This window comes from Pseudovibrio sp. Ad13, from assembly GCF_001623225.1.
Taxonomy (GTDB): domain Bacteria; phylum Pseudomonadota; class Alphaproteobacteria; order Rhizobiales; family Stappiaceae; genus Pseudovibrio.
In genome coordinates, this window is sequence record NZ_LMCC01000011.1 from 121,231 (window position 1) to 141,014 (window position 19,784).

A 19,784-nucleotide genomic window follows, 5' to 3' on the forward strand; every position below is an offset into this window, starting at 1 on the left:
GCAAATTGCACAATGAGAGAAAAGGGTTACCCCTAAAGTAACTGTCAGTTTGGCAACCGCTTAAACCATATAATTTGGAATAGCAATTGAGAAGGACTGCGATTGCGGTTGCAACCGCAGTCCTGTGCAAATATCTACGTGTATTTGCTATGTGTTTTTAGTTATTCGCCCAATAGACCTGCGACAGATCGTTACCCGGTGTAGGGGAGTTTCGCCAAAGCCCCTTCACATTGGCATTCCACACAGCAGATTTCGCCAACTGGAACAGGTAGACGTTCACAGCATCCTCGGAGATGACTTGCTGTGCCTGCTTCAAAAGCTCATACCGCTTCTCTTCGTCAACAGTCACATTCAGCTCTTCAATCAGTTGTTTGAAAGCATCACTGTTGTAGTTGAAGTAGTACTTATCGCGCGCATAGATACCAATATCCATCGGCTCAACATGAGAAACGATTGTGAAATCGTAATTGGTTTCCTTGAAGACCTCGGAAAGCCACTGCGCCCATTCAACAGGCACGATCTTCAAATCAATGCCGATCTTCTTCAGATCGGAGGCAATCAGCTCACCACCACGACGGGCATAGGTCGGTGGTGGCAGTTTCAGCGTTGCGCTGAAGCCATCTGGATACCCAGCTTTGGCAAGAAGCTCTTTCGCTTTTGCCGGATCATAAGGGTAAAGCCCTGTCAGATCATTATAAGCGGGATGGTGCGGAGCAAAGTGCGTTCCAATTGGCGTACCAAGTCCAAACATTGCCCCGTCAATCAAGGCTTGCTTATTGACCGCATGCGAGATTGCCTGACGCACGAGCTTGTTCTTGAGCGGGTCGCGAGTGTTGTTCATCGCAAGGATGGTTTCACCCTCAGTCGTGCCAATAGCAACTTCAAAGCGTGGGTCCGCTTGAAACTGAATAATGGTTTCTGGAGCGGAAAATGTCGGGAACGCATCCAGATCGCCAGAGATCATTGCAGCAAAGGCGGCATTGGGATCAGAGATGAAACGGAAAGAGGCTTTATCCAGCTTCGGTTGTTCACCCCAATACTGGTCGAAACGGGAAATCCGAATTTCCTGCCCCTTCATCCAACGGTCAAACTTGAACGGTCCGGTGCCCACAGGCTGCGTCTTGTTCGTCTCAGCCGTTTTAGGAGATACAATTACCGCATCGCCCCAAGCCAGATTGTAAGCAAGATTTCCGCTTGGCGTAGTGAGCTTGATGTCAACGGTTTGCGGATCTACGACAACCACATCAGAGATCGCTGCAAAGAGCGGCTTCTGGGCATTTACGCTGCCTTCAGCGCGAGCACGATCCAAGGAAAACTTTACGTCATCGGCAGAAAACGGCGTTCCATCATGAAAGAGGACACTCGTCTGCAAATGGAAGCGATAGGTCATGCCATCTTCGCTCACATCCCACGATTTGGCGAGAGAGGGCAGAACACTTCCGTCTGGCCCGATACGTGTCAGGCCTTGAAAAACGTTTTGATAGACCACTTCATCGATAGCAGCTGCAGCCCCTGCAGTTGCATCAAGATGCGGTGGTTCGAGTACCATTCCCAAAGACAGGGAAGATTTGGCTTCAGCAGAACCGTGCGCACCTGTTAGTGCAGCAAGGACGAGGGCCGCGCCTCCGGCAAGGCAAAGCAGCCGGCTTTTTAATGACTTTGCATGCATTCCATTCCGTCCCTTATACTTTAAGAGTGCACGTGATCAGACAGTGTTCTTGTTATTGGTCTTGCATCAGGCTCCGTCAAAAGAGAGTACGCGGCCAGTGCCATCACTTTGGCGCTGTCAACGAGATCCTCAATTCCAACAAATTCGTCCGGCCTATGCGCCATTTCAAGTTTGCCTGGACCATACGCAATACAATCGTGCAAGTGGCCCAATCGTGTTATGTGCTTCTGATCATAAGTCCCCGGAGAGACAACATATGATGCATCCTTTTGAAGCACGTCTTTAATTCCGCCTGCAACAGCGCGAGCGACTGGGGAGTCCTTCTCTGCCATCACGGGGAGAACTTCAAGGAGATCCTTAAGTTCATATTCGAAATTTCTACGTGTTTTACGCAGATTTTCTAATATTTCAACTATCTCTTGTTTCACATCCTCCAGCGGCTCCTCAATCAGGAATCGACGATCCAGTATGATGCGGCAACTATCTGCAACGCAAGGGGAGGGAAGACCATCGTGTCCTTCATCCTGCCCACCATGTAAAGAATTGATATTTAACGTGGATGATCGGGCGCCCGGAGGAATAACCGGCATTTGTGTTTGTTTTTTGCTGAGCGCAGGGTAAAGCTCGTTTTCCAGCACATTCAGGAAAGCACTCATGTGACGAATTGCGCTGTCACCCAAAAACGGCATTGAGCCGTGAGCAATCGAGCCGCGCGTCTCAATTTCACTCCACCATACCCCTCGGTGCCCAAGACAAACCTGATCTTTGTGCAAAGGTTCAGGGATGATCACATGGTCGACACGCGGTTTGGAAAAGTAGCCATGTCTGGCAAGATAAGCCACACCGCCAAGGCCGCCGGATTCCTCATCAACCGTTCCTGATATCTCGATGGCACCACAAAACTCAGGGAAACATTCAATCAGACTCTCTGCCGCGATTATGGAAGAGGCCAGACCGCCTTTCATATCACAGGCACCGCGCCCAAAGACCTTTCCGTCTTTTACCACGCCAGCAAAGGGATCAACCGTCCAGCCATACCCCACCTCGACAACATCAATATGGGAGTTGAAGTGGACACAAGGGCCGGGACCGCGACCTTCATAGCGACAAATGACATTGATACGCGGGTAACGGTCAGAGTCTCCGGGGGTGCTCTCTCCTCTGACATACTCGACAGCAAAGCCTTTACGCTTCAAGCGCTCGCCGATGAACTCTGCACAGGGACGATAAGCTTCTCCGGGAGGATTGATTGTCGGAAAAGCTATCAGGTCACGAGTGAGCGCAACAAGCTCATCCACTTTCCGCTCAACGGATTGGCTTAATTCCTCCCGCATCTTCCCCCCAGAACAAATGCTTAAATGAATTAAATGATATCGTGACCGTTCCCAAATCGACTGAATACCCCTGAAAAATAATGGAGTATCTCGGAGCGCGCAGACTGGTAAAAAGCCTTAATTATTTTCGAGAGAATGTGTGGAACACTGAAACTCCACGTGTTTTGAGGGTTTTGGGCTACAGCATCTAAGTTTACGAATAGTCTATTCGTTTGTTTGAAAGTGATCCTGAAAATATGACTGGCAATAGCATAAGCAAAATCACACCTGTGATTCTGTCGGGTGGGTTTGGATCTCGCCTCTGGCCTCTGTCCCGTAGAGAAAGGCCAAAACAATTCTTGCCAATCTTTTCAGGTCAAAGTCTCTTTCAAAAGACATGTGAGCGTGTCAGCTCCCAGCAGTTCCGTGCACCGCTGGTTATCTCAAATCAAGACCATCGCTTCCTGATCGGTGAGCAAATGGCCGAACTTGGGATAGAGCCACAAGCTATAGTATTAGAGCCATGCGGACGAAACACGGCTGCTCCCGCTGCTCTTGCTGCACTCATGGCGCTTGAAACAGATAAAAACGCAATTGTCCTCCTGTTACCATCGGACCATCTGGTCGCTGATGACAAGGAGTTCTTGTGTGCTGTCGATGCCGCTCATGCAGCTGCTGAAGCTGGTCAGATCGTCACATTTGGTATTGAGCCAAGTGAACCCAACACCGGATACGGTTATATCAAACTCTGCGAGGGGGCGGCATCTGTCCGCAAAGTTGATGCCTTTGTCGAGAAACCGGATCTGGCAACGGCTGAAGAGTTCCTTAAAGACGGCAACTACCTTTGGAATGCTGGCATCTTCATGTACTCCGCAGCTGCCATGCGCGACGCCTTCTTAAAACACGCGCCTGACATCTGGGAGCAAGTTGCTAAGGCCTCCAATAACGCACGACGCGATCTGGACTTCCTGCGGCTTGAAGAAGAAGCCTTCGCTCAGGTGCGCAACATCTCCTTCGACTATGCAATTATGGAAAATGAAGTGAACGTCGCCTGCGTTCCAACTGATCCGGGGTGGAGCGATCTTGGATCATGGCCTGCTATTTGGGAGTCTATGGCGAAGAATGATGAGGGTAACTCCGCTTTGGGCGAAGCGATCTTCGAACAGTCCAAAAATTGCCTCGTTTATTCTGAAGATGCCCTTGTCAGTGTTGTAGGGCTTGAAGACGTTGTGGTCGTCAACACCAAGGATGCGCTTCTGGTTGCCGCAAAAGATAAGGCACAGGACGTGAAGAAGGTGGTGGAGCAGCTGGACAAGGCCAATAGGCCGGAAACCGTACAGCACCGCCGTGTATACCGTCCATGGGGCTGGAGCGAGCGCATCTCTGAAGGTGAGCGCTTCCGCGTCCAGTCCATGATGATTGAGCCCGGCAAGGGGCTGACCTTGCAGCGCCACATCCACCGTGCAGAGCACTGGGTTGTTGTAAGTGGCACGCTGGAAGTGACCATTGATGGGAAAGATGAGCTGATTTCAGAAAATCAGTCCGTGTTTGTCCCGCTTGGCGCAAGGCACAAACTACAAAACCCGGGAAAAATCCCGGTTCGCATGATCGAAGTCCAGTCCGGCGCATACATTGCCGAGGATGATATCCTGCGAGTATAACGTGAATTTGAAAACCGTTGGGTGAGAAACGTCTCACAACCAAACGGAGTTTGATAAAAGCGTCACGTCTCTGCATTACCAGTGACCTGAAGCTTGTCTAGGAGAAATTATGTCAGTTAAGCCGGTTTCACAGCTAACGCCAAACACCTTGGCCTATGAAACGACACCGTTGGTCAAGCCGACCGGTTTTCGCGAGTACGATGCACGCTGGCTCTTTGAAAAAGAGATCAACCTGAAGGGCATTCAGGCGTTGGGCGAGGGACTTGGAACCCTCATTCATGAACTTGGCGTACGTCCTGAGATCGTTACTGGTCACGACTTCCGCGGCTACTCCGCATCCATCAAGATGGCACTGGTCACCGGCCTGATGTCTGCAGGCATCAAAGTGCACGACATTGGCCTCGCTATGTCTCCAATGGCTTATTACGCTCAGTTCGATCTGGATGTGCCATGCGTTGCTATGGTCACTGCTTCCCACAACGACAACGGCTGGACTGGTGTGAAGATGGGTGCAAACCGCCCGTTGACCTTCGGACCAGAAGAAATGGGCCGCCTTAAAGAGATCGTTTTGGAAGGCGCCAGTGACCTGCGTGGTGGCGGAGCTTACGAATACCATCCTGATTTGACTGACCGTTACATCGCAGACCTCACAGAACGCGAAAAGTTCAAGCGTCCAATCAAAGCTGTCGTCGCATGTGGCAACGGCACGGCAGGTGCGTTTGCTCCGCGTATTCTCGAAGCGCTGGGCGTAGATGTTATTCCGCTGGATTGCGAGTTGGATCACACTTTCCCGAACTACAACCCGAACCCGGAAGACATGAAGATGCTTCATGCGATCCGTGACAAAGTGCTGGAAACCGGCGCTGAAGTCGGTCTGGGTTTTGATGGTGATGGTGACCGCTGTGGTGTGGTCGACAACGAAGGCGAAGAGATCTTCGCTGACAAAGTCGGCGTCATGCTGGCTCGCGATATCTCCGCCCTTCATCCGGAAAGCCAGTTTGTGGTTGATGTAAAATCAACCGGTCTGTACCACACCGATCCGGTCCTCAAGGCCAATGGTGCAAAGACTGATTACTTCAAAACAGGCCACTCCTACATCAAGCGCCGCGTAACGGAGCTTGGTGCTGTTGCTGGTTTTGAAAAGTCCGGCCACTACTTCTTCAATCCGCCAATCGGTCGTGGATATGATGACGGTGTTGTCTCTGCGATTGCCATTCTGGATATGATGGACCGCAATCCGGATAAGAGCATGGCTGATCTGCGTCGTGATCTGCCAAAGACCTGGGGCTCACCAACCATGGCCGCCAAATGCGCGGACGAGATCAAGTACGATGTGGTTGATCGTGTGGTTGCGCGCTTCAAATCCATGCATGCTGACGGCGCGAAGGTATCTGGTCAGGATATCGCTGATCTGATCACCGTGAACGGTGTCCGTGTTGTGTGTGAAGATGGAACATGGGGCCTTGTCCGTGCATCCTCCAACAAACCAGAGCTGGTTGTTGTTGTTGAAAGCCCGGTCTCAGAAGTGCACCTGCACGAGATGTTCAAAGCAATGGATGCAGTTCTTCGCGAGAACCCAGAGGTTGGTGACTACAACCAGACACTGGCAGAACTCGCTTAAGACACCACCTAAAAAACAGACTAAAAAACGCCGGTCCAAAAAGGCCGGCGTTTTTTGTTTTAGGCTCTCTGCTTACCTTGGGCAAGTTAGTAGCCAGCGAAGTAGAGCAGGTCCACGATGTATTTGCGCATTGCAGGGCCATGTGGTGCGGGCAGGCCAACAAGAGCATCGTAAAGGCGGACCTCACTATCACACAGCTTTGTATCGGTTGGATCAGCAGCGAAAATGCGGCTTAGGGAATCCATTGGATATACCTTCATCAGCGCATCAAATGCCGGGTTCGCAGGCAGATACAAATCTGCATCAGTCGGCTTATCCGCAGGCTTGCCAATCACACGCACTTTCTTCTGTGCAGGCTCTGCAATGTAATGGATCACGAGCCCATCGTCCTTGGCTTTAACCTGAGCATCCGCGAGCAACTGGAGCAGCGCGAGCCCTTCCTGCGTGCTTTCACTCTCTACCACGGTGTAGCTGTCCAGAAACGCACCAGTGGAACCGGAAAAAACCTGAGCACAAACCAGCTCACCTTTGCTTTTCTTCAGTTTTAAGGTGAGAGCACGTTTGGCCTTGAGGACCGTGATGATCTTATCGTCATCAGCATATTTTAGCAGCGGGCGATAAACTTGAAGTGCGCGGTAAAGTAAGTCATGCAGACGCTTAGCCAGCACGCGCTCATCTGCCCCTGATTGAATCTCTTTCTCAATCTGGCTCTGCAGGTCTTTGTAAAGATTCGGAAATTCAATCTTGATCACAGGCAGGGAAGGGATATCCGGTGCAAGAGTATCCAGAAGAGCCTGCTGATCTTTGCCATCAGCTGCATGGCTTTCCTGTGTGAGGGATCCGCCAAAATCAAAGTAAAGCAGGGTCGCTACAATCGCGACAACAATCATAGGAACGCCAACGAACTCCGCAAGCTTACCAATCATCTCATTTTGCCTTCAAGTTATAGTCGGGAAGTGATGCGCACTGTATATTATAAATTATCAAAAATGACAATTTATAATTTTAAAGGCTTAATTCGGATTCTAATTCAAAGCGTTACAGATGATTTCTAAAGAGATCTTTCTCCTGTTTTACCAAATCACCAATGAAATCAGAAACCGCTTTAATGCGGCGCAGGTGTCGTGCGCTTTCATGGGTAACAAGGTAGTAGCTGCGCGAAATACGACGTTTGGGAAGCACTGGAACGAAATCATCATTGCCATCTGCAATGAACCCGTGAAGGATTCCGATCCCGCTGCCTGCCCGCACAGCTTCGGTCTGGCCGAGTGCGCTGGCACATTCCAGGCGAGACTGCCAGTCCTTGGAAAACTCTGCGGAGTAGTTGAGCGAAGAGGCAAAGATCAGATCGTCCACATAGCCAATCAGGCGATGCTCTTTCAGCTCTTCTTCGTTCTCCGGCAGCCCGTAGCGTTCAGCATAAGCGCGAGAGGCATAAAGACCCAATGAGTAGTCAGTCAACTTGCGGCTCACCAGACGTCCATGTTCAGGCTGACCAACCGTAACTGCCAGATCAGCTTCGCGCTTGGAGAGAGAGAAAGCCCGGTGCAGCGGCACCAGCTGAAGCGTGAGATCAGGATAACGCTCATTCAGTGCACCCAGACGCGGCGCCAGAAAAGCCACCCCGAAGCCATCGGGTGCACCAATGCGCACAGCACCGGAAAGCTCTACATCCGTCCCGCCGATCTCCGCGCGGGCGGAAAGCATCTCCGTTTCCATCGATTCAGCAAACTCGAAGAACCGCTCACCTTCGCTGGTCAACGCACATCCCGTGGTGCGCCGATCAATGAGCTTGGCCTGCAGAGCAGTTTCAAGCGCGGAAAGGCGGCGGGCAACCGTTGCATGGTTGAGGCCAAGGCGCTGTGCAGCGCCCAAAATCTGTCCGGAGCGCGCCACAGCAAGAAACACTCTTGCATCATCCCAGTTCATGATTTTTGATCGCTCCCAGTCCACATGCTGCACGGATCGTGCTTTAATTTTTGCACAACGGTTTCGGATATTATCTCATTGATATGCGAAAAATATAGTTCATGCTAGGGGCATAAAGAAATTCGCTCGCAGACCTGTAAAACGCATGTGTTTGCAGGCCGCAAGAATAGACCTGGAGAGGGAGGACCTCATGGAAGAGATCGGTCATTTTATCAATGGTAAGCGCGTTGCTGGCAAGTCCGGCCGCACTGCAGACGTTTTCAATCCTGCAACCGGCGAAGTAACTGCAAAGGTTGCTCTGGCAACTGCAGCAGAAATGCAGGAAGCTGTCGCCGTCGCTGAAAAAGCGCAGCCAGCATGGGCAGCAACCAACCCACAGCGCCGCGCTCGCGTAATGATGAAGTTCGTGACTTTGCTTCACCGCGACATGGACAAGCTGGCATCCAAGCTGTCTGCTGAGCACGGTAAAACACACCCGGACGCGAAAGGCGACGTGATCCGTGGTCTGGAAGTTGCAGAATTCTGCATCGGCGCACCACACATGATGAAGGGTGAATTCACCGAGGGCGCAGGTCCTGGCATCGACATGTACTCCATGCGTCAGCCACTGGGCGTTGTTGCTGGCATCACGCCATTCAACTTCCCTGCAATGATCCCGATGTGGAAGTTCTGTGTTGCGATCGCAGCTGGTAACTCCTTCATCCTCAAACCATCCGAGCGTAACCCTTCCGTGCCTATGATGCTCGCTGAGCTGATGCAGGAAGCTGGCCTGCCAGACGGCGTTCTGAACGTTGTGAACGGCGACAAAGAATCCGTAGACGCGATCCTTGATGATCCAATCATTCAGGCTGTTGGCTTCGTTGGTTCTACCGCGATTGCTGAGTACGTTTACACCCGCGGTACAGCTTCCGGTAAGCGCGTTCAGTGCTTCGGCGGCGCGAAAAACCACATGCTCATCATGCCGGATGCTGATCTGGATCAGGCTGCTGACGCTCTGGTTGGCGCAGGCTTTGGTGCTGCTGGCGAACGCTGCATGGCGATCTCCGTTGCTGTTCCTGTTGGTCAGGAAACTGCAGACCGCCTCATCGAGAAGCTCATCCCACGCGTTGAAGCTCTCAAAGTTGGCCCTTACACTGCAGGCGACGACGTTGACTTCGGTCCGGTCATCACCCCACAGGCACGTGAGCGCATCCTCGGTCTGGTGAACTCCGGTGTTGAGCAGGGTGCTAAGCTTGTTGTTGACGGACGTGACTTCAAATTGCAGGGCTATGAAAACGGTAACTTCGTTGGTCCTTGCCTGTTCGACAACGCAACCAAAGACATGGACATCTACAAAGAAGAAATCTTTGGTCCGGTTCTGACTGTTGTACGCGCAGAAACCTATGAAGAAGCTCTGAGCCTGCCAATGGATCATGAGTACGGCAACGGCACAGCAATCTACACCCGTGATGGTGACACTGCACGTGACTTTGCAAGCCGCATCAACATCGGCATGGTCGGCATCAACGTTCCAATCCCTGTGCCGCTCGCATACCACACCTTTGGTGGCTGGAAGCGTTCTGGCTTCGGCGATCTGAACCAGCACGGCCCAGATGGCTTCAAGTTCTACACCCGCACCAAGACAGTGACATCCCGCTGGCCTTCAGGTGTGAAGGAAGGTGCAGAATTCTCTATCCCAACAATGGGCTAAGCCTGCGGGTTAACAGTTTGAAAGGCGCTCTTTTGAGCGCCTTTTTTATTCGTTGCTACCAAGAGGATAGGCGCAAGGCGCGGCACCAACCGCGCGGCAGGGTTCATAATAGACAGTGTTGCTAGTGCTTCCGTCATCCCACGTCAGTTGCACTGCAAGGGCTTGCACTGTCCCACCAGGGAACTCCATGACGTACGGCTTATGAATGCTCTGCGCTTCGACACGGAAGGGGTATTCAGGATCGCAATCAGGAATAGGAAAGCTCTTATCCAGATCCTTGGAGTCAATCGAATACTTAATTTCTTTCAGCCTGCAGCGCAGTGACATGATGGGGGCAAAGTTGATGATCTGCTTGTTGTCCAGAGTCTGGAAGGTGATCCAGCCCTCAGGCTCCAGATCACTTGCCATCGTCTTGAAAATGTCCAATGGCGGAATCACATCATCCCGTTCTGCAGTAAATCCAGCTTTTTCAGAGGCAAAAGATGAGGAGGCAAGGCCCAGGCCCCAAATTGCCGCCAGACACAGACGGCGAAAAGAGCAAAACATGGCAGGTTCTCTCCTTTTTGTTGTTATTCAGCAATATCAACTCGTTAGTTCGATGTAGGCTGAGAGCTATAAGAGAACTCGGGGACCTTAGCGGAAAGCAGTTAATATTCCCGAAAACTCGGGGATCCATGAGTCATTTTGATTTTTATCGTGGCAGCTCTTCGGTAAAACCCCGTAAACCTCGGCGAAGCAACGCTCTGCGGGGCACCTATGGTCTCTCAATATGCGCACCTGTGCGCTTATGTCCCATACAAATTGGGGGGGCTTCGCCTCTGAGTTTGTTGCGATTTATTAAAAAACTGGAGTAATTCTAACGAGCGTGTTGCAATCACAGACCGGACGGGTCGATTCCATTGCGCAAGCAAGTCTAGGCAATTGAAGAGTTTTTTCGGAAATTGTCTTTATGAATTACAGGCAGATGCCCCGGCGAAGAGGGAACCGGACAAGCGGAATGACTGAAAACCTAGCAAACGTAACAGAGCTATCTGATGCAGACGTTGCGGAGGCAAATGCCTCCGCCAAGAAACGTGGACGCAAAAAATCCGCGGGTCAGGTTTGGCTGCAGGATGCGGTTCGCCCGGAAATGAAACTGGTGAAACGCGGTGCAATGTTACAAGGCCTCTCGGAACTCCTTTGGATTCCGCAGGCAGCATTATTGGCATTGGCAATCGCTGGCCTGATCGATCCACACGGACCGGGCCTTGATCCATTCTATGCAACAGCCTCTATACTTATCTTAGCCGTGATCCGCCATTTTCTGCGCATCAGGGGCGGTGAGATCGCAGTTCGCGCAGCCTCAAAGGCGCGCCACAGACTGGAAACCAGTCTGCTGAGCAATCTGACCAACCTGTCACCGGCAACCGAACTGCCTGCAAGTGGTAAAATCGCGTCCATCGCGGTGGAGCACATTCAGGCAATCGGCCCTTATCTTGGCCGTTTTCTCCCAATTCAGGCGCGCCTTTCACTCGTTCCTCTCGTCTTGATTGCGTCTGTCGCCTATGTCAGTTGGTTCGCAGCTCTATGTCTGCTGATCTTTGGCCCGCTGGTGCCGGTCTTCATGGCAATCGTTGGTATCAGTGCCAAGAAAGCCAGCGACCGTCAGCTCGGTGTTCTTGCCGATATGGGGGGGCTGCTGCTGGACCGCCTCAGAGGTATGGAAACCTTGCGTCTGTTTGGTGCGGTGAAACGCTCTGAGGACGATATCCGCAAACTGGGCGGTGACTTCCGCACATCCACCATGCGTGTATTGCGTATTGCTTTCCTCTCCAGCACTGCGCTGGAACTGTTCAGTGCCGCTGCAATCGCCATCACTGCAATCTATGTCGGCTTCTCTCTCCTTGGAGACTGGAGCTTCGGTACATATGGCTCACCGCTCACATTGGCCGGTGGTCTGTTCGTTCTGATGATCGTTCCTGAATATTTTGCACCACTTCGCGCTTTTGCGGCAGCCTATCATGATCGCGCCGCAGGCATTGCAGCAGCAGATCATATCGTTGAATTGCAAAAACAGCTGGAGGACGATGGTCAGGCAGATATCATCGGGACCGGCCTCGATGTTGTGCCACTGCCAGCAACCGGTGCACTGACGATCCGAAATCTGAGTGTTTCCCGCGGTCACCGCAAGATCCTCGCTGACGTCAACTTGTCGTTGGGCGAACCGGAGTTAGTCGTTGTCAAAGGCCCGAGTGGGACCGGTAAATCAACCCTGATGGATTGCATTCTCGGCTTTTTGCCAGCTGATCAGGGCCAGATTGCTTATGGCGGACTGCCGCTGACCTCATACGGCTTGACCAACTGGCAACAGTCCATCTCCGTCCTTTCGCAAAATCCTGAGCTGTTCCACGGCACGTTGCGGGCAAACCTGCGCCGCGCTGATCAGTCAGCAGACGATGCGACACTCACACAAGCTTTGAAGCTTGCTGCAGTTGATGAGTTGCTCGCCAAAATCCCGGGAGGCCTCTCAGGCCAGATTGGTGAAGACGGCAAGGGCTTGTCATTAGGGGAGCGTCGCCGCTTTGCGTTGGCACGTGCTGCCCTGCGTGAGGATGCTCGACTGATCATTGCAGATGAACCAACCGCTGATCTCGATGGTGCAACCGCACAAAAAGTTGTCGCTGCACTTAAAAAACTTGCACACAACAAGCCAGTTCTGGTCGCAACTCACGATCCGCGCGTTGTCGGCTCTGCAGACCGCGTACTGACCTTAAAAGAAGGCGTGCTGGATGAGCTGAGTGAACGTGAAGGAGAACAACAATGAGATCGTCCCTTCGCATCATCTGGCTTTTGCAAAAAGAAGAACCGCTCGCATTCTGGGGTGGTCTGTTCCTAGCATTCCTCCCAGCCGCAGCAGGCATCGCATTGCTGGCGGTCTCTGGTTACTTCATCACCGCAACGGCCCTTGCTGGCCTCTCCGCAGGTGCAGTTGCTTTCAATACCTCATCTGCGGCAAGCAGTATCCGCCTTTACGCCTCCATGCGCATCTTCGGTCGCTATATTGAGCGGGTGATCACGCATGACGCGACCTTCCGTTTTCTCGCGAACCTGCGTTCCGGCGTTTTTCGCGGTCTTGTTGCCCGGGAAAGCAATGGCACACTGAGCCAACGCTCCGCAACGGCGCTCTCCCGTGTGGTGAGTGATGTGGACCAGCTCGATGGCCTGTTCCTGCGTCTTGTGGTGCCTCTGGCCTCTGCAACTATCATCACTGGTCTGACACTGGTTATCCTGTGGCAGTACTCACCAATGGCGTCGATCGCTCTGGGGGCAGTTCAGGCAGCAGGCCTTACTATTTTGGCAAAATCAGGCGGTCATCGCCAAAAGGCGCAGGCGCGCAAACTCAATGCAGCGCGTGATGCTCTGCGCGTTCGCGTGTCTGATCTGGTGCGTGGTCGCCGCGACCTCTCCGTCTTCGGCGGTCTGGAGCAACAGCGTGTTGCCGCACTCAAAGCAGTCAACCAACTGGACGATGTGCAAGAGCAGAACGAACTGACAGACATGCGAAATCAGGCTGTGGTGAGCACCATGAGCCAGGTGATGGTCGCTGTTACGTTCCTGTTCGCCGCTTATTCCTATCAGCAAGGCCAGATGGAACTGAAGCATATAGCTCTGTTCGCGTTTGTAGCTCTTGCTCTACCAGAACTGCTCATCTCTCTCGCCAACAGCGCAGGCAGCTGGAGCAAGATGTCTGGTGCAGCTGATCGCGTCCGCTCCCTGCTCACAGTGGGACAGGACAGCGAAGCGCTTCAGAACGCCCGCAGCAATTCTGAAACACCCTCTTTTGAGGTTGGCAAAGATGCGTTGAACCTGAAAGACATCCACTTCGCCTACACACCAAAGGCAGCTGCTATTCTGGACGGTGTAGACCTCGCTCTACCAACTGGCAGCCGTACAGTCGTGATCGGCCCAAGTGGTGCTGGTAAATCCACGCTCGCAGCCATCGTTGCACGCCTGCAAACTCCGCAATCTGGTGCAATCCAGATTGGCGGCGTCGAGCTGAGCGGTATGGCAGAAGATAAATTGCGTGCTGCTTTGACTGTCGTCGGTCAACGCACGCAGATCTTCCACAGCACCATCGCGGAGAACCTGCGCGTTGCCCGTGAAGATGCAACCGATGCAGAGCTTTGGGAAGCACTGGCCCACGCTGGTCTGAAGGAGCTTGTCGAAGGCAGACAGGAAAAACTGGAAACCCGTCTGGGCGAAGGTGGTCTGGGTCTGTCGGGCGGTGAAGGTCGCCGTCTGGCATTGGCCCGCGCCTACTTGCGTAATCCGGAAATCTGGATTGCGGATGAGCTGACGGAAGGACTGGACCACGCAACCGCAGACAAAGTACTCGCATCCTTCCGAGCCATGACCAAAGGTAAAACAGTCCTGATGGTCTCCCACCGCGCCAGCGAGCTGGAAGGTGCTGACCGGGTTCTGGTGCTTGAAGACGGCAAGCTGGGGGAAGTCACCCTGCCATTGTCTGAGGAGATCAAAGGTCGCCTCCGCGACGATTGATCCGGGCAACTGAGTTTAAAAGAAAAGCGCAGCCTCAGAAATGAAGCTGCGCTTTTTTGTTCTCTCAATGATCGCAAAACGGATCAGATAAACAGCATCAAGCTGCGATCTGACGCCCCGGTGTTTCGTGATCAGACCCACCGTTGTTGTAAAGGCCGCCGAAGCGATTGGAGAGGAAGTCATCCAGGTTGATACTTTCCTGCTTCACAAAGCCTTTGGCGTTCAAACTACCATCCATGAGCAGATCCAGCGTGGCACAGATGCTGGCTGCAGTGGTGATCTGAATACCGCTCCAGTGCTTGCCCATGATCTCACGGTCATTGACCACGTGAGAGTAGGACTTCTGCTGGAACCGACCGTCTTTCATGCCTGTGGCGGTGATGAAGATGAGCACGCGGTCCTGCATGGTGACCGGAATGGAATCTTCCATCACTTCTTTCAGCAAGTCACGCTTGTTGATGAAGCCCAAATCCTTCAGCAGCAGCTCCATGATGTCCCGGTGACCCGGATAACGGATGGAGAGATAACGAAGGCTCTGCACCTTGTCCTTCAGCGTCTCAGAAAGAGAGCCTAAGCCACCAGAGGTGTTGAAGGCTTCATAATCAACGCCATCCAGAGAGAAATGCTGCAAACCGGCCAAAGCTGGCACCTTGGTCAACTCACCGTTCTCGATGGCAAGGCATGGATTGCAGTACTCGTTGATCAGGCCATCGGTGGACCATGTCAGATTGTACTTGAGCTTGTTGGTTGGATAACGGGGCAGGGCGCCTACACGCAGATGCAGGTCTTCAAGACTGTCAAACTGCTTTGCAAGATCATACCCAGCAATGGATACAAAACCGGGTGCGAGGCCGCATTGCGGAGCAAACGCCTTGTTGGCGCCTTCTGCAATCTTCTCCACTTCTGCAGTGCTGGCCACATCTTCGGTCAGGTCAAGATAGTGACAGTCTGCATCTTTTGCGGCCTGCGCAATCACCGGCGTCAGGAAAAACGGTGCAGCTGAAATAACTGCGTCGCATCCTTTAAGAGCTTCTGTGAGTTTCCCCAGATCACTCACATCCAGTGCTTCTGTTGTCACATGCGGCACGTCCAGCGCACTCAGCGCTTCCACACTCTGGTCCAGTACCTTGATCTGATAATCACCTGAACCTTGTAACAATGCAGCGATCATCCCACCGATCTTACCTGCACCCACAACAGCAACATGATGTCGGCTCATAAGCCCCTCCAAGCTTGTTTCGATTGACGATAAGTCTACGTGAAAACACTGCCGGAGTTTATGGGGCAACTTGACGAAATGACGTTTTATTTCGTGTAAATGACGGTAACTATGTCATATTGACATTAAAATTGTAAATATGACGATTTTTACGTGCGGTGCTCACACGATTCGTGTTTGAGAAAACATGCGAGGAGTGCCAATTAAATCGAATGGGTGAAGTATACGAATGCGCAGGAGCTGTTATTTCTCAAGGCTATAAGTATTTTGAGGCATGAAAGGCCGTTGCCTCTCAAACTTCTTCGTCAGCACGATAGAGGACCGCGTGCGCTCAACACCTGGAATAGCGGCAATTTCGTCCAGCACGGCATCCAGCTCTTCCAGACGGTCAGGCTCCACAATCAGGCAGAGGTCAAATTCACCGGAAATCGTCAGACAGCTGCGGATTTCAGGGTAGGACTCCAACTGCGCAATCAGTTCGCGTGAGCGTTGCTGCGCTACGGAAAGCATCACAAGAGCTTGAACCCGCTTCTGGTCCTCTTGGTCTCCCAAAATCGCCGTATAGCCGATAATGATGCCTTTGCGCTCAAGCCGGGCAATGCGCTCTTGAACCGTTGAGCGGGCAACGTCCAGCCGCCGTGCAATAGAAGACACCGGTTCCCGAGCGTTTCCCTGCAAGATGGCAATTAGCTTGCGGTCCAGCTCATCCTTAATCTCGGCCATAGAAAGTCCTTTGAATTTTGCGGCAATATAACAGGCATCTCGTTAATTTGGCAGTAGGATCAGGCAAAACTAACAGTTTACTGGCTGAGGGCTGAGCGAACCTGCTGAGATCAATAGGGTATTTACCCCGTCATTTTGAGTTTTGCCAGTCTTGCATAAATCGCAAAAAGGCCGTTGCACTCCAAAATATGTGACGTTATAAAGTAACAAATCGAATGTAATATTATAACAAAGCGGTTGTGGGACGTATGAAGCATCTCTTAGGTTCACTAAGCATTCTCGGTATTCTTGCCGGAAGTGTATCCTTTCCTGCTCTGGCTCAGGCCGAGGTCAACGTGGTGGCATCCATCAAGCCAATTCACTCTCTTGTGGCAAGCGTGATGGAAGGCGTAGGCACGCCTGATCTGGTGGTGGAAGGGGCAGGCTCTCCGCACACTTACAGCCTGCGTCCGTCAACAGCCCGCAAGATCGCCAACGCAGATGTGGTGTTCTGGGTCGGTCCTCAGTTGGAAAGTTTCCTTGAGACCCCGCTTGAGAACCTTGCCGACGGCGCAACCATCGTGACACTGAAAGATGCCCATGGTCTCACGCTCCTGAACTTCCGTGAAGGTGGCAACTTTGAAGGTCACGACCACGGTGATCATGCTGGCGAAACCGCTGAAGAGCATGCAGCACACGCCGGTGATACTGCAGAAGAACATGCAGAACATGCCGACGAAGGGCATGAAGAGCATACCGATCATGACAATGAGAAGCACGAAGAACACGTTGATCATGAAAAGCATGAGGAACACGCTGACCATGAGGCGCACGATGAGCATGGTGATGAAGCCGTAGACATGCACATCTGGCTGGACCCGCAAAATGCGATTGCCATGCTGCATGAGATTGAAGAAACTCTCTCCAAGGCCGACCCTGCAAACGCTGCCAAGTATGCAGCCAATGCAAAGGCGGAAGCAGAGGAGATCACCAAAGTCTCCGAGACGCTGAAGGCTGATCTGAAAAGCAACCGGACCAAGCCTTTCGTGGTGTTCCACGATGCCTACCGTTATTTTGAAGAGGCCTATAACCTCAATGCCGTTGGCTCAGTCACTGTCAGCCCGGAAGTGCTGCCGGGAGCAAAGCGTTTGTCTGAAGTTCGCCAGAAACTGGAAGGTTTGGGCGTCAGCTGTGTCTTCTCTGAAGTTCAGTTCAATCCGCGCATGGTTGCGGTGCTGAAAGAGGGAACAGGCGTCAACTCTGCAGAACTCGACCCTCTTGGATCAACGCTGGATTCAGGCCCTCAGCTTTACACCGAGCTGCTTAAGCAAATGGGTGGTGCCTTCAACACCTGCCTCTCCGGCAACTCATAATTCTAAGAGATAACAAGAACAATAGGTCAGAACAGGCAGTGCAATGTGAACGAGCACTGTCTGTTTTGTATACTCCCAACTCAGCCACAGGCGGCCAGCTCAACTGCAAAGACCTCACCAGTTTTAGCAAGTGCCAGTTTTCGCAAGTGAATGTGCAAGAAGGAAACGTGCGCAGGCAGTTTGCCTGCCCCAAGCTTAAGGCAGATTACATCGTGCCGTTTTCTTCCAGCCTGTGGCTCCATCTTTCCAATATACCCTCAAGCGCGTCCCGATCTTCTGGATCCAGAATCTTGAGCATCTCAGCTTCCATCTCAAAGTGCGCGGCGGCTGCTTCCTCCACCAGTGCGCGGCCTTTGTCCGTTAAATGGATCATCAGAGCCCGGCGATCTTCCGGATTGGGATTACGGCACACCAACCCCAGCTTTTCCAGCTTATCGAGGCGACTGGTCATGGTGCCAGAAGTCAACATGCTGGATTTGGTCAACTCGGTCGGGCGCAGTGCGTAAGGTTCACCGCTTCGCCGCAGCGTTGCCAGAACATCAAAATCACCCGTTGCCAGACCAAACTTTGAAAAGTTTGCAGAAAGATCTTTGTTGATCTGCATGTTGAGGCGCATCATCCGGGCCAGCACATACATCGGGCTGGCATCCACCTCAGGATATTCGCTCTTCCACTGGCGCACGACGCGCGCAACGTGATCAGTCATGGTCACTCTCAATAATCTGGCTTGCAGCAATACAGAGGTATATTGCAGAGGAATTACTTGAGATCAAGATACTTGACGGATCTGCGTATATATCCTAAGCATCAGATTGAATTAATTTGAGATCAAGATAATTGAGGTCGAAGTACATGCTTGTTCAACTGCGCACGGCGCTTACGCCCGCAATTTGGGGCACCACCTACGCCGTTACAACGTTGCTCTTGCCAGCAGAAGACCCTGTCTGGATGGTGGTCTACCGCCTGTTGCCCGCAGGCTTGTTGTTATTGGCGTTTGCTCCGGGCTTGCTTAAAGGTCCTTGGGTCAAGAGAGCGATGACCATCGGTCTGACCAATCTCTCCATGATCTTCTTTGTGTTCATCGCCGCTTTCCGCCTTCCAAGCGGAATGGCCGGAACTCTTATGGCAACACTGCCCTTGCAGATCATCTTTTACATCTGGATTCTGGACGGCAAGACACCGGTTGCCCGCCAGCTCATTGCATCTCTCATCGGTCTGTTCGGTGTCGGCATGCTGCTGCTCGGCGCTGTTGAACTGGACTGGATTGGTATCGGTGCTGCAATGGCCGCTTGCCTGAGCACCTTTACGGGCGTTTATCTCAGCGGCAAATGGGGCAGACCAGATGCAAGCATGGTAACGTACACAGGCTGGCACGTCACATTAGGCGGCCTCTACGCCGTACCAATCGCACTTGTTTTGGAAGGCGCAGCTCCAGTGCCGGACTTGAACATGGCACTGGCATTCTTCTGGATAGGCATTTTGGGAATGGGTCTGGCTTCGGTCAACTGGCTGAAGGGGATCGTGCAGCTCAACCCAACAACCATTGGCTTCCTGTCTCTGGTCAATCCGGTATCCGCGGTTTTGTGCGGTCAGCTGTTGGTTGGGGAGCAATTTGGTTTGCGCCAGTGGGTCGGCATTCTCATCGTATTAGGAAGTATCGTGTTTGCGCTGAAGACACCCAGCGCTGCAAAGGTCGCGGCACAAACCAAAGATGCGGCTGCAACCAGTTAGAGCGCATTCCCGAAAGGCGACTCTGATTTTCAGATAAGAATAAGCGCCCCAAATTGAAAAACTATGGATTAGCGCAGGTAAGCGATATAGGCATCCTGCGCTTTTTGCATGGCCTCAACCTTGTCGTTGACGTCACCTTTGCACACAACACCATTGTGATGCAGCTCCCACCGCCATGGCTTACGGGCTTCATCATCACCTTCGCGATGAACCCGCATGCTCATCTCGGTATTGAGAACGCCTGTCCCTACAGTGTGATCCGGAACATTTCTCCAAAGCTGTCGCCACTGAAACTTCTTGGACATAGTTATCTAACACCCGATGTTCTTCCTATGTT

At 52.4% G+C, this 19,784-nt stretch carries 16 protein-coding genes; 7 read left to right on the plus strand and 9 right to left on the minus strand.

Annotated elements, in window-relative coordinates:
* Window positions 1-157: 157 nt before the first annotated feature.
* The gene (locus tag PsAD13_RS12720; RefSeq protein ID WP_063318385.1) at window positions 158-1,669 is read right to left on the minus strand and encodes an ABC transporter substrate-binding protein; all 1,512 of its coding nucleotides are present in this window, start codon (window positions 1,667-1,669) and stop codon (window positions 158-160) included.
* A gap of 20 nt (window positions 1,670-1,689) precedes the next feature.
* On the minus strand, window positions 1,690-3,003 hold the full coding sequence (locus tag PsAD13_RS12725; RefSeq protein WP_063307170.1) for an acetylornithine deacetylase/succinyl-diaminopimelate desuccinylase family protein: 1,314 nt from the start codon (window positions 3,001-3,003) through the stop codon (window positions 1,690-1,692).
* 236 nt (window positions 3,004-3,239) lie between these two features.
* On the opposite strand from PsAD13_RS12725, the gene PsAD13_RS12730 reads away from it, so the two are divergent.
* Window positions 3,240-4,643, plus strand: a complete 1,404-nt coding sequence (locus PsAD13_RS12730; RefSeq protein WP_063318386.1) for a mannose-1-phosphate guanylyltransferase/mannose-6-phosphate isomerase — start codon at window positions 3,240-3,242, stop codon at window positions 4,641-4,643.
* A 109-nt stretch (window positions 4,644-4,752) separates the two neighbouring features.
* Window positions 4,753-6,264, plus strand: a complete 1,512-nt coding sequence (locus PsAD13_RS12735; protein WP_063318387.1) for a phosphomannomutase/phosphoglucomutase — start codon at window positions 4,753-4,755, stop codon at window positions 6,262-6,264.
* An 86-nt stretch (window positions 6,265-6,350) separates the two neighbouring features.
* On the opposite strand, the gene PsAD13_RS12740 is transcribed toward PsAD13_RS12735, so the two are convergent.
* Both PsAD13_RS12740 and PsAD13_RS12745 read right to left on the minus strand, forming a co-directional pair.
* Window positions 6,351-7,190: a hypothetical protein gene (locus PsAD13_RS12740; protein ID WP_063318388.1), complete on the minus strand. Its 840-nt coding sequence runs from the start codon at window positions 7,188-7,190 to the stop codon at window positions 6,351-6,353.
* Window positions 7,191-7,302: 112 nt separating this feature from the next.
* Entirely contained in the window at window positions 7,303-8,193 is an 891-nt protein-coding gene (locus PsAD13_RS12745; RefSeq protein ID WP_063288218.1) for a LysR family transcriptional regulator, read from the minus strand.
* Between the two features lie 190 nt (window positions 8,194-8,383).
* Here PsAD13_RS12745 and PsAD13_RS12750 point away from each other — a divergent pair, with 190 nt between their 5' ends.
* Window positions 8,384-9,883 (plus strand): CoA-acylating methylmalonate-semialdehyde dehydrogenase, encoded by a 1,500-nt coding sequence (locus PsAD13_RS12750; RefSeq protein WP_057465938.1) that lies wholly within the window; start codon window positions 8,384-8,386, stop codon window positions 9,881-9,883.
* A gap of 45 nt (window positions 9,884-9,928) precedes the next feature.
* On the opposite strand, the gene PsAD13_RS12755 is transcribed toward PsAD13_RS12750, so the two are convergent.
* Entirely contained in the window at window positions 9,929-10,429 is a 501-nt protein-coding gene (locus PsAD13_RS12755) for a hypothetical protein (RefSeq protein ID WP_208980737.1), read from the minus strand.
* A 451-nt stretch (window positions 10,430-10,880) separates the two neighbouring features.
* Between PsAD13_RS12755 and cydD the strand changes: the two genes are divergently transcribed.
* Entirely contained in the window at window positions 10,881-12,686 is a 1,806-nt protein-coding gene (cydD, locus tag PsAD13_RS12760; RefSeq protein ID WP_063318389.1) for a thiol reductant ABC exporter subunit CydD, read from the plus strand.
* Window positions 12,683-14,422, plus strand: coding sequence for a thiol reductant ABC exporter subunit CydC (cydC, locus tag PsAD13_RS12765; RefSeq protein WP_063318390.1), 1,740 nt, complete (start codon window positions 12,683-12,685; stop codon window positions 14,420-14,422). Before cydD ends, cydC begins: the two co-directional genes overlap by 4 nt.
* Window positions 14,423-14,519: 97 nt before the next feature.
* Here the strand turns inward: cydC and PsAD13_RS12770 are convergent, their stop codons facing one another.
* Window positions 14,520-15,641, minus strand: a complete 1,122-nt coding sequence (locus PsAD13_RS12770; protein WP_057465941.1) for a saccharopine dehydrogenase C-terminal domain-containing protein — start codon at window positions 15,639-15,641, stop codon at window positions 14,520-14,522.
* Window positions 15,642-15,884: 243 nt separating this feature from the next.
* The gene (locus PsAD13_RS12775; RefSeq protein WP_057465942.1) at window positions 15,885-16,364 is read right to left on the minus strand and encodes an Lrp/AsnC family transcriptional regulator; all 480 of its coding nucleotides are present in this window, start codon (window positions 16,362-16,364) and stop codon (window positions 15,885-15,887) included.
* A gap of 248 nt (window positions 16,365-16,612) precedes the next feature.
* Here PsAD13_RS12775 and PsAD13_RS12780 point away from each other — a divergent pair, with 248 nt between their 5' ends.
* Window positions 16,613-17,716, plus strand: a complete 1,104-nt coding sequence (locus PsAD13_RS12780; RefSeq protein WP_063318391.1) for a zinc ABC transporter substrate-binding protein — start codon at window positions 16,613-16,615, stop codon at window positions 17,714-17,716.
* Between the two features lie 205 nt (window positions 17,717-17,921).
* Here the strand turns inward: PsAD13_RS12780 and PsAD13_RS12785 are convergent, their stop codons facing one another.
* The gene (locus PsAD13_RS12785) at window positions 17,922-18,422 is read right to left on the minus strand and encodes a MarR family transcriptional regulator (RefSeq protein ID WP_063288222.1); all 501 of its coding nucleotides are present in this window, start codon (window positions 18,420-18,422) and stop codon (window positions 17,922-17,924) included.
* A gap of 146 nt (window positions 18,423-18,568) precedes the next feature.
* Between PsAD13_RS12785 and PsAD13_RS12790 the strand changes: the two genes are divergently transcribed.
* Window positions 18,569-19,447: a DMT family transporter gene (locus tag PsAD13_RS12790; RefSeq protein ID WP_063318392.1), complete on the plus strand. Its 879-nt coding sequence runs from the start codon at window positions 18,569-18,571 to the stop codon at window positions 19,445-19,447.
* A 68-nt stretch (window positions 19,448-19,515) separates the two neighbouring features.
* Here PsAD13_RS12790 and PsAD13_RS12795 read toward each other — a convergent pair whose 3' ends face one another.
* Window positions 19,516-19,752 (minus strand): hypothetical protein, encoded by a 237-nt coding sequence (locus PsAD13_RS12795; RefSeq protein WP_057465945.1) that lies wholly within the window; start codon window positions 19,750-19,752, stop codon window positions 19,516-19,518.
* Window positions 19,753-19,784: the final 32 nt, after the last annotated feature.

Coding starts and splice junctions, on each gene's coding strand:
- cydC (WP_063318390.1), top strand. CDS start 12,683: ATGAGATCGTCCCTTCGCATCATCTGGCTTTTGCAAAAAGAAGAACCG.
- PsAD13_RS12725 (WP_063307170.1), bottom strand. CDS start 3,003: ATGCGGGAGGAATTAAGCCAATCCGTTGAGCGGAAAGTGGATGAGCTT.
- PsAD13_RS12755 (WP_208980737.1), bottom strand. CDS start 10,429: ATGTTTTGCTCTTTTCGCCGTCTGTGTCTGGCGGCAATTTGGGGCCTG.
- PsAD13_RS12775 (WP_057465942.1), bottom strand. CDS start 16,364: ATGGCCGAGATTAAGGATGAGCTGGACCGCAAGCTAATTGCCATCTTG.
- PsAD13_RS12730 (WP_063318386.1), top strand. CDS start 3,240: ATGACTGGCAATAGCATAAGCAAAATCACACCTGTGATTCTGTCGGGT.
- cydD (WP_063318389.1), top strand. CDS start 10,881: ATGACTGAAAACCTAGCAAACGTAACAGAGCTATCTGATGCAGACGTT.
- PsAD13_RS12740 (WP_063318388.1), bottom strand. CDS start 7,190: ATGATTGGTAAGCTTGCGGAGTTCGTTGGCGTTCCTATGATTGTTGTC.
- PsAD13_RS12780 (WP_063318391.1), top strand. CDS start 16,613: ATGAAGCATCTCTTAGGTTCACTAAGCATTCTCGGTATTCTTGCCGGA.
- PsAD13_RS12745 (WP_063288218.1), bottom strand. CDS start 8,193: ATGAACTGGGATGATGCAAGAGTGTTTCTTGCTGTGGCGCGCTCCGGA.
- PsAD13_RS12770 (WP_057465941.1), bottom strand. CDS start 15,641: ATGAGCCGACATCATGTTGCTGTTGTGGGTGCAGGTAAGATCGGTGGG.
- PsAD13_RS12790 (WP_063318392.1), top strand. CDS start 18,569: ATGCTTGTTCAACTGCGCACGGCGCTTACGCCCGCAATTTGGGGCACC.
- PsAD13_RS12750 (WP_057465938.1), top strand. CDS start 8,384: ATGGAAGAGATCGGTCATTTTATCAATGGTAAGCGCGTTGCTGGCAAG.
- PsAD13_RS12720 (WP_063318385.1), bottom strand. CDS start 1,669: ATGCATGCAAAGTCATTAAAAAGCCGGCTGCTTTGCCTTGCCGGAGGC.
- PsAD13_RS12795 (WP_057465945.1), bottom strand. CDS start 19,752: ATGTCCAAGAAGTTTCAGTGGCGACAGCTTTGGAGAAATGTTCCGGAT.
- PsAD13_RS12785 (WP_063288222.1), bottom strand. CDS start 18,422: ATGACTGATCACGTTGCGCGCGTCGTGCGCCAGTGGAAGAGCGAATAT.
- PsAD13_RS12735 (WP_063318387.1), top strand. CDS start 4,753: ATGTCAGTTAAGCCGGTTTCACAGCTAACGCCAAACACCTTGGCCTAT.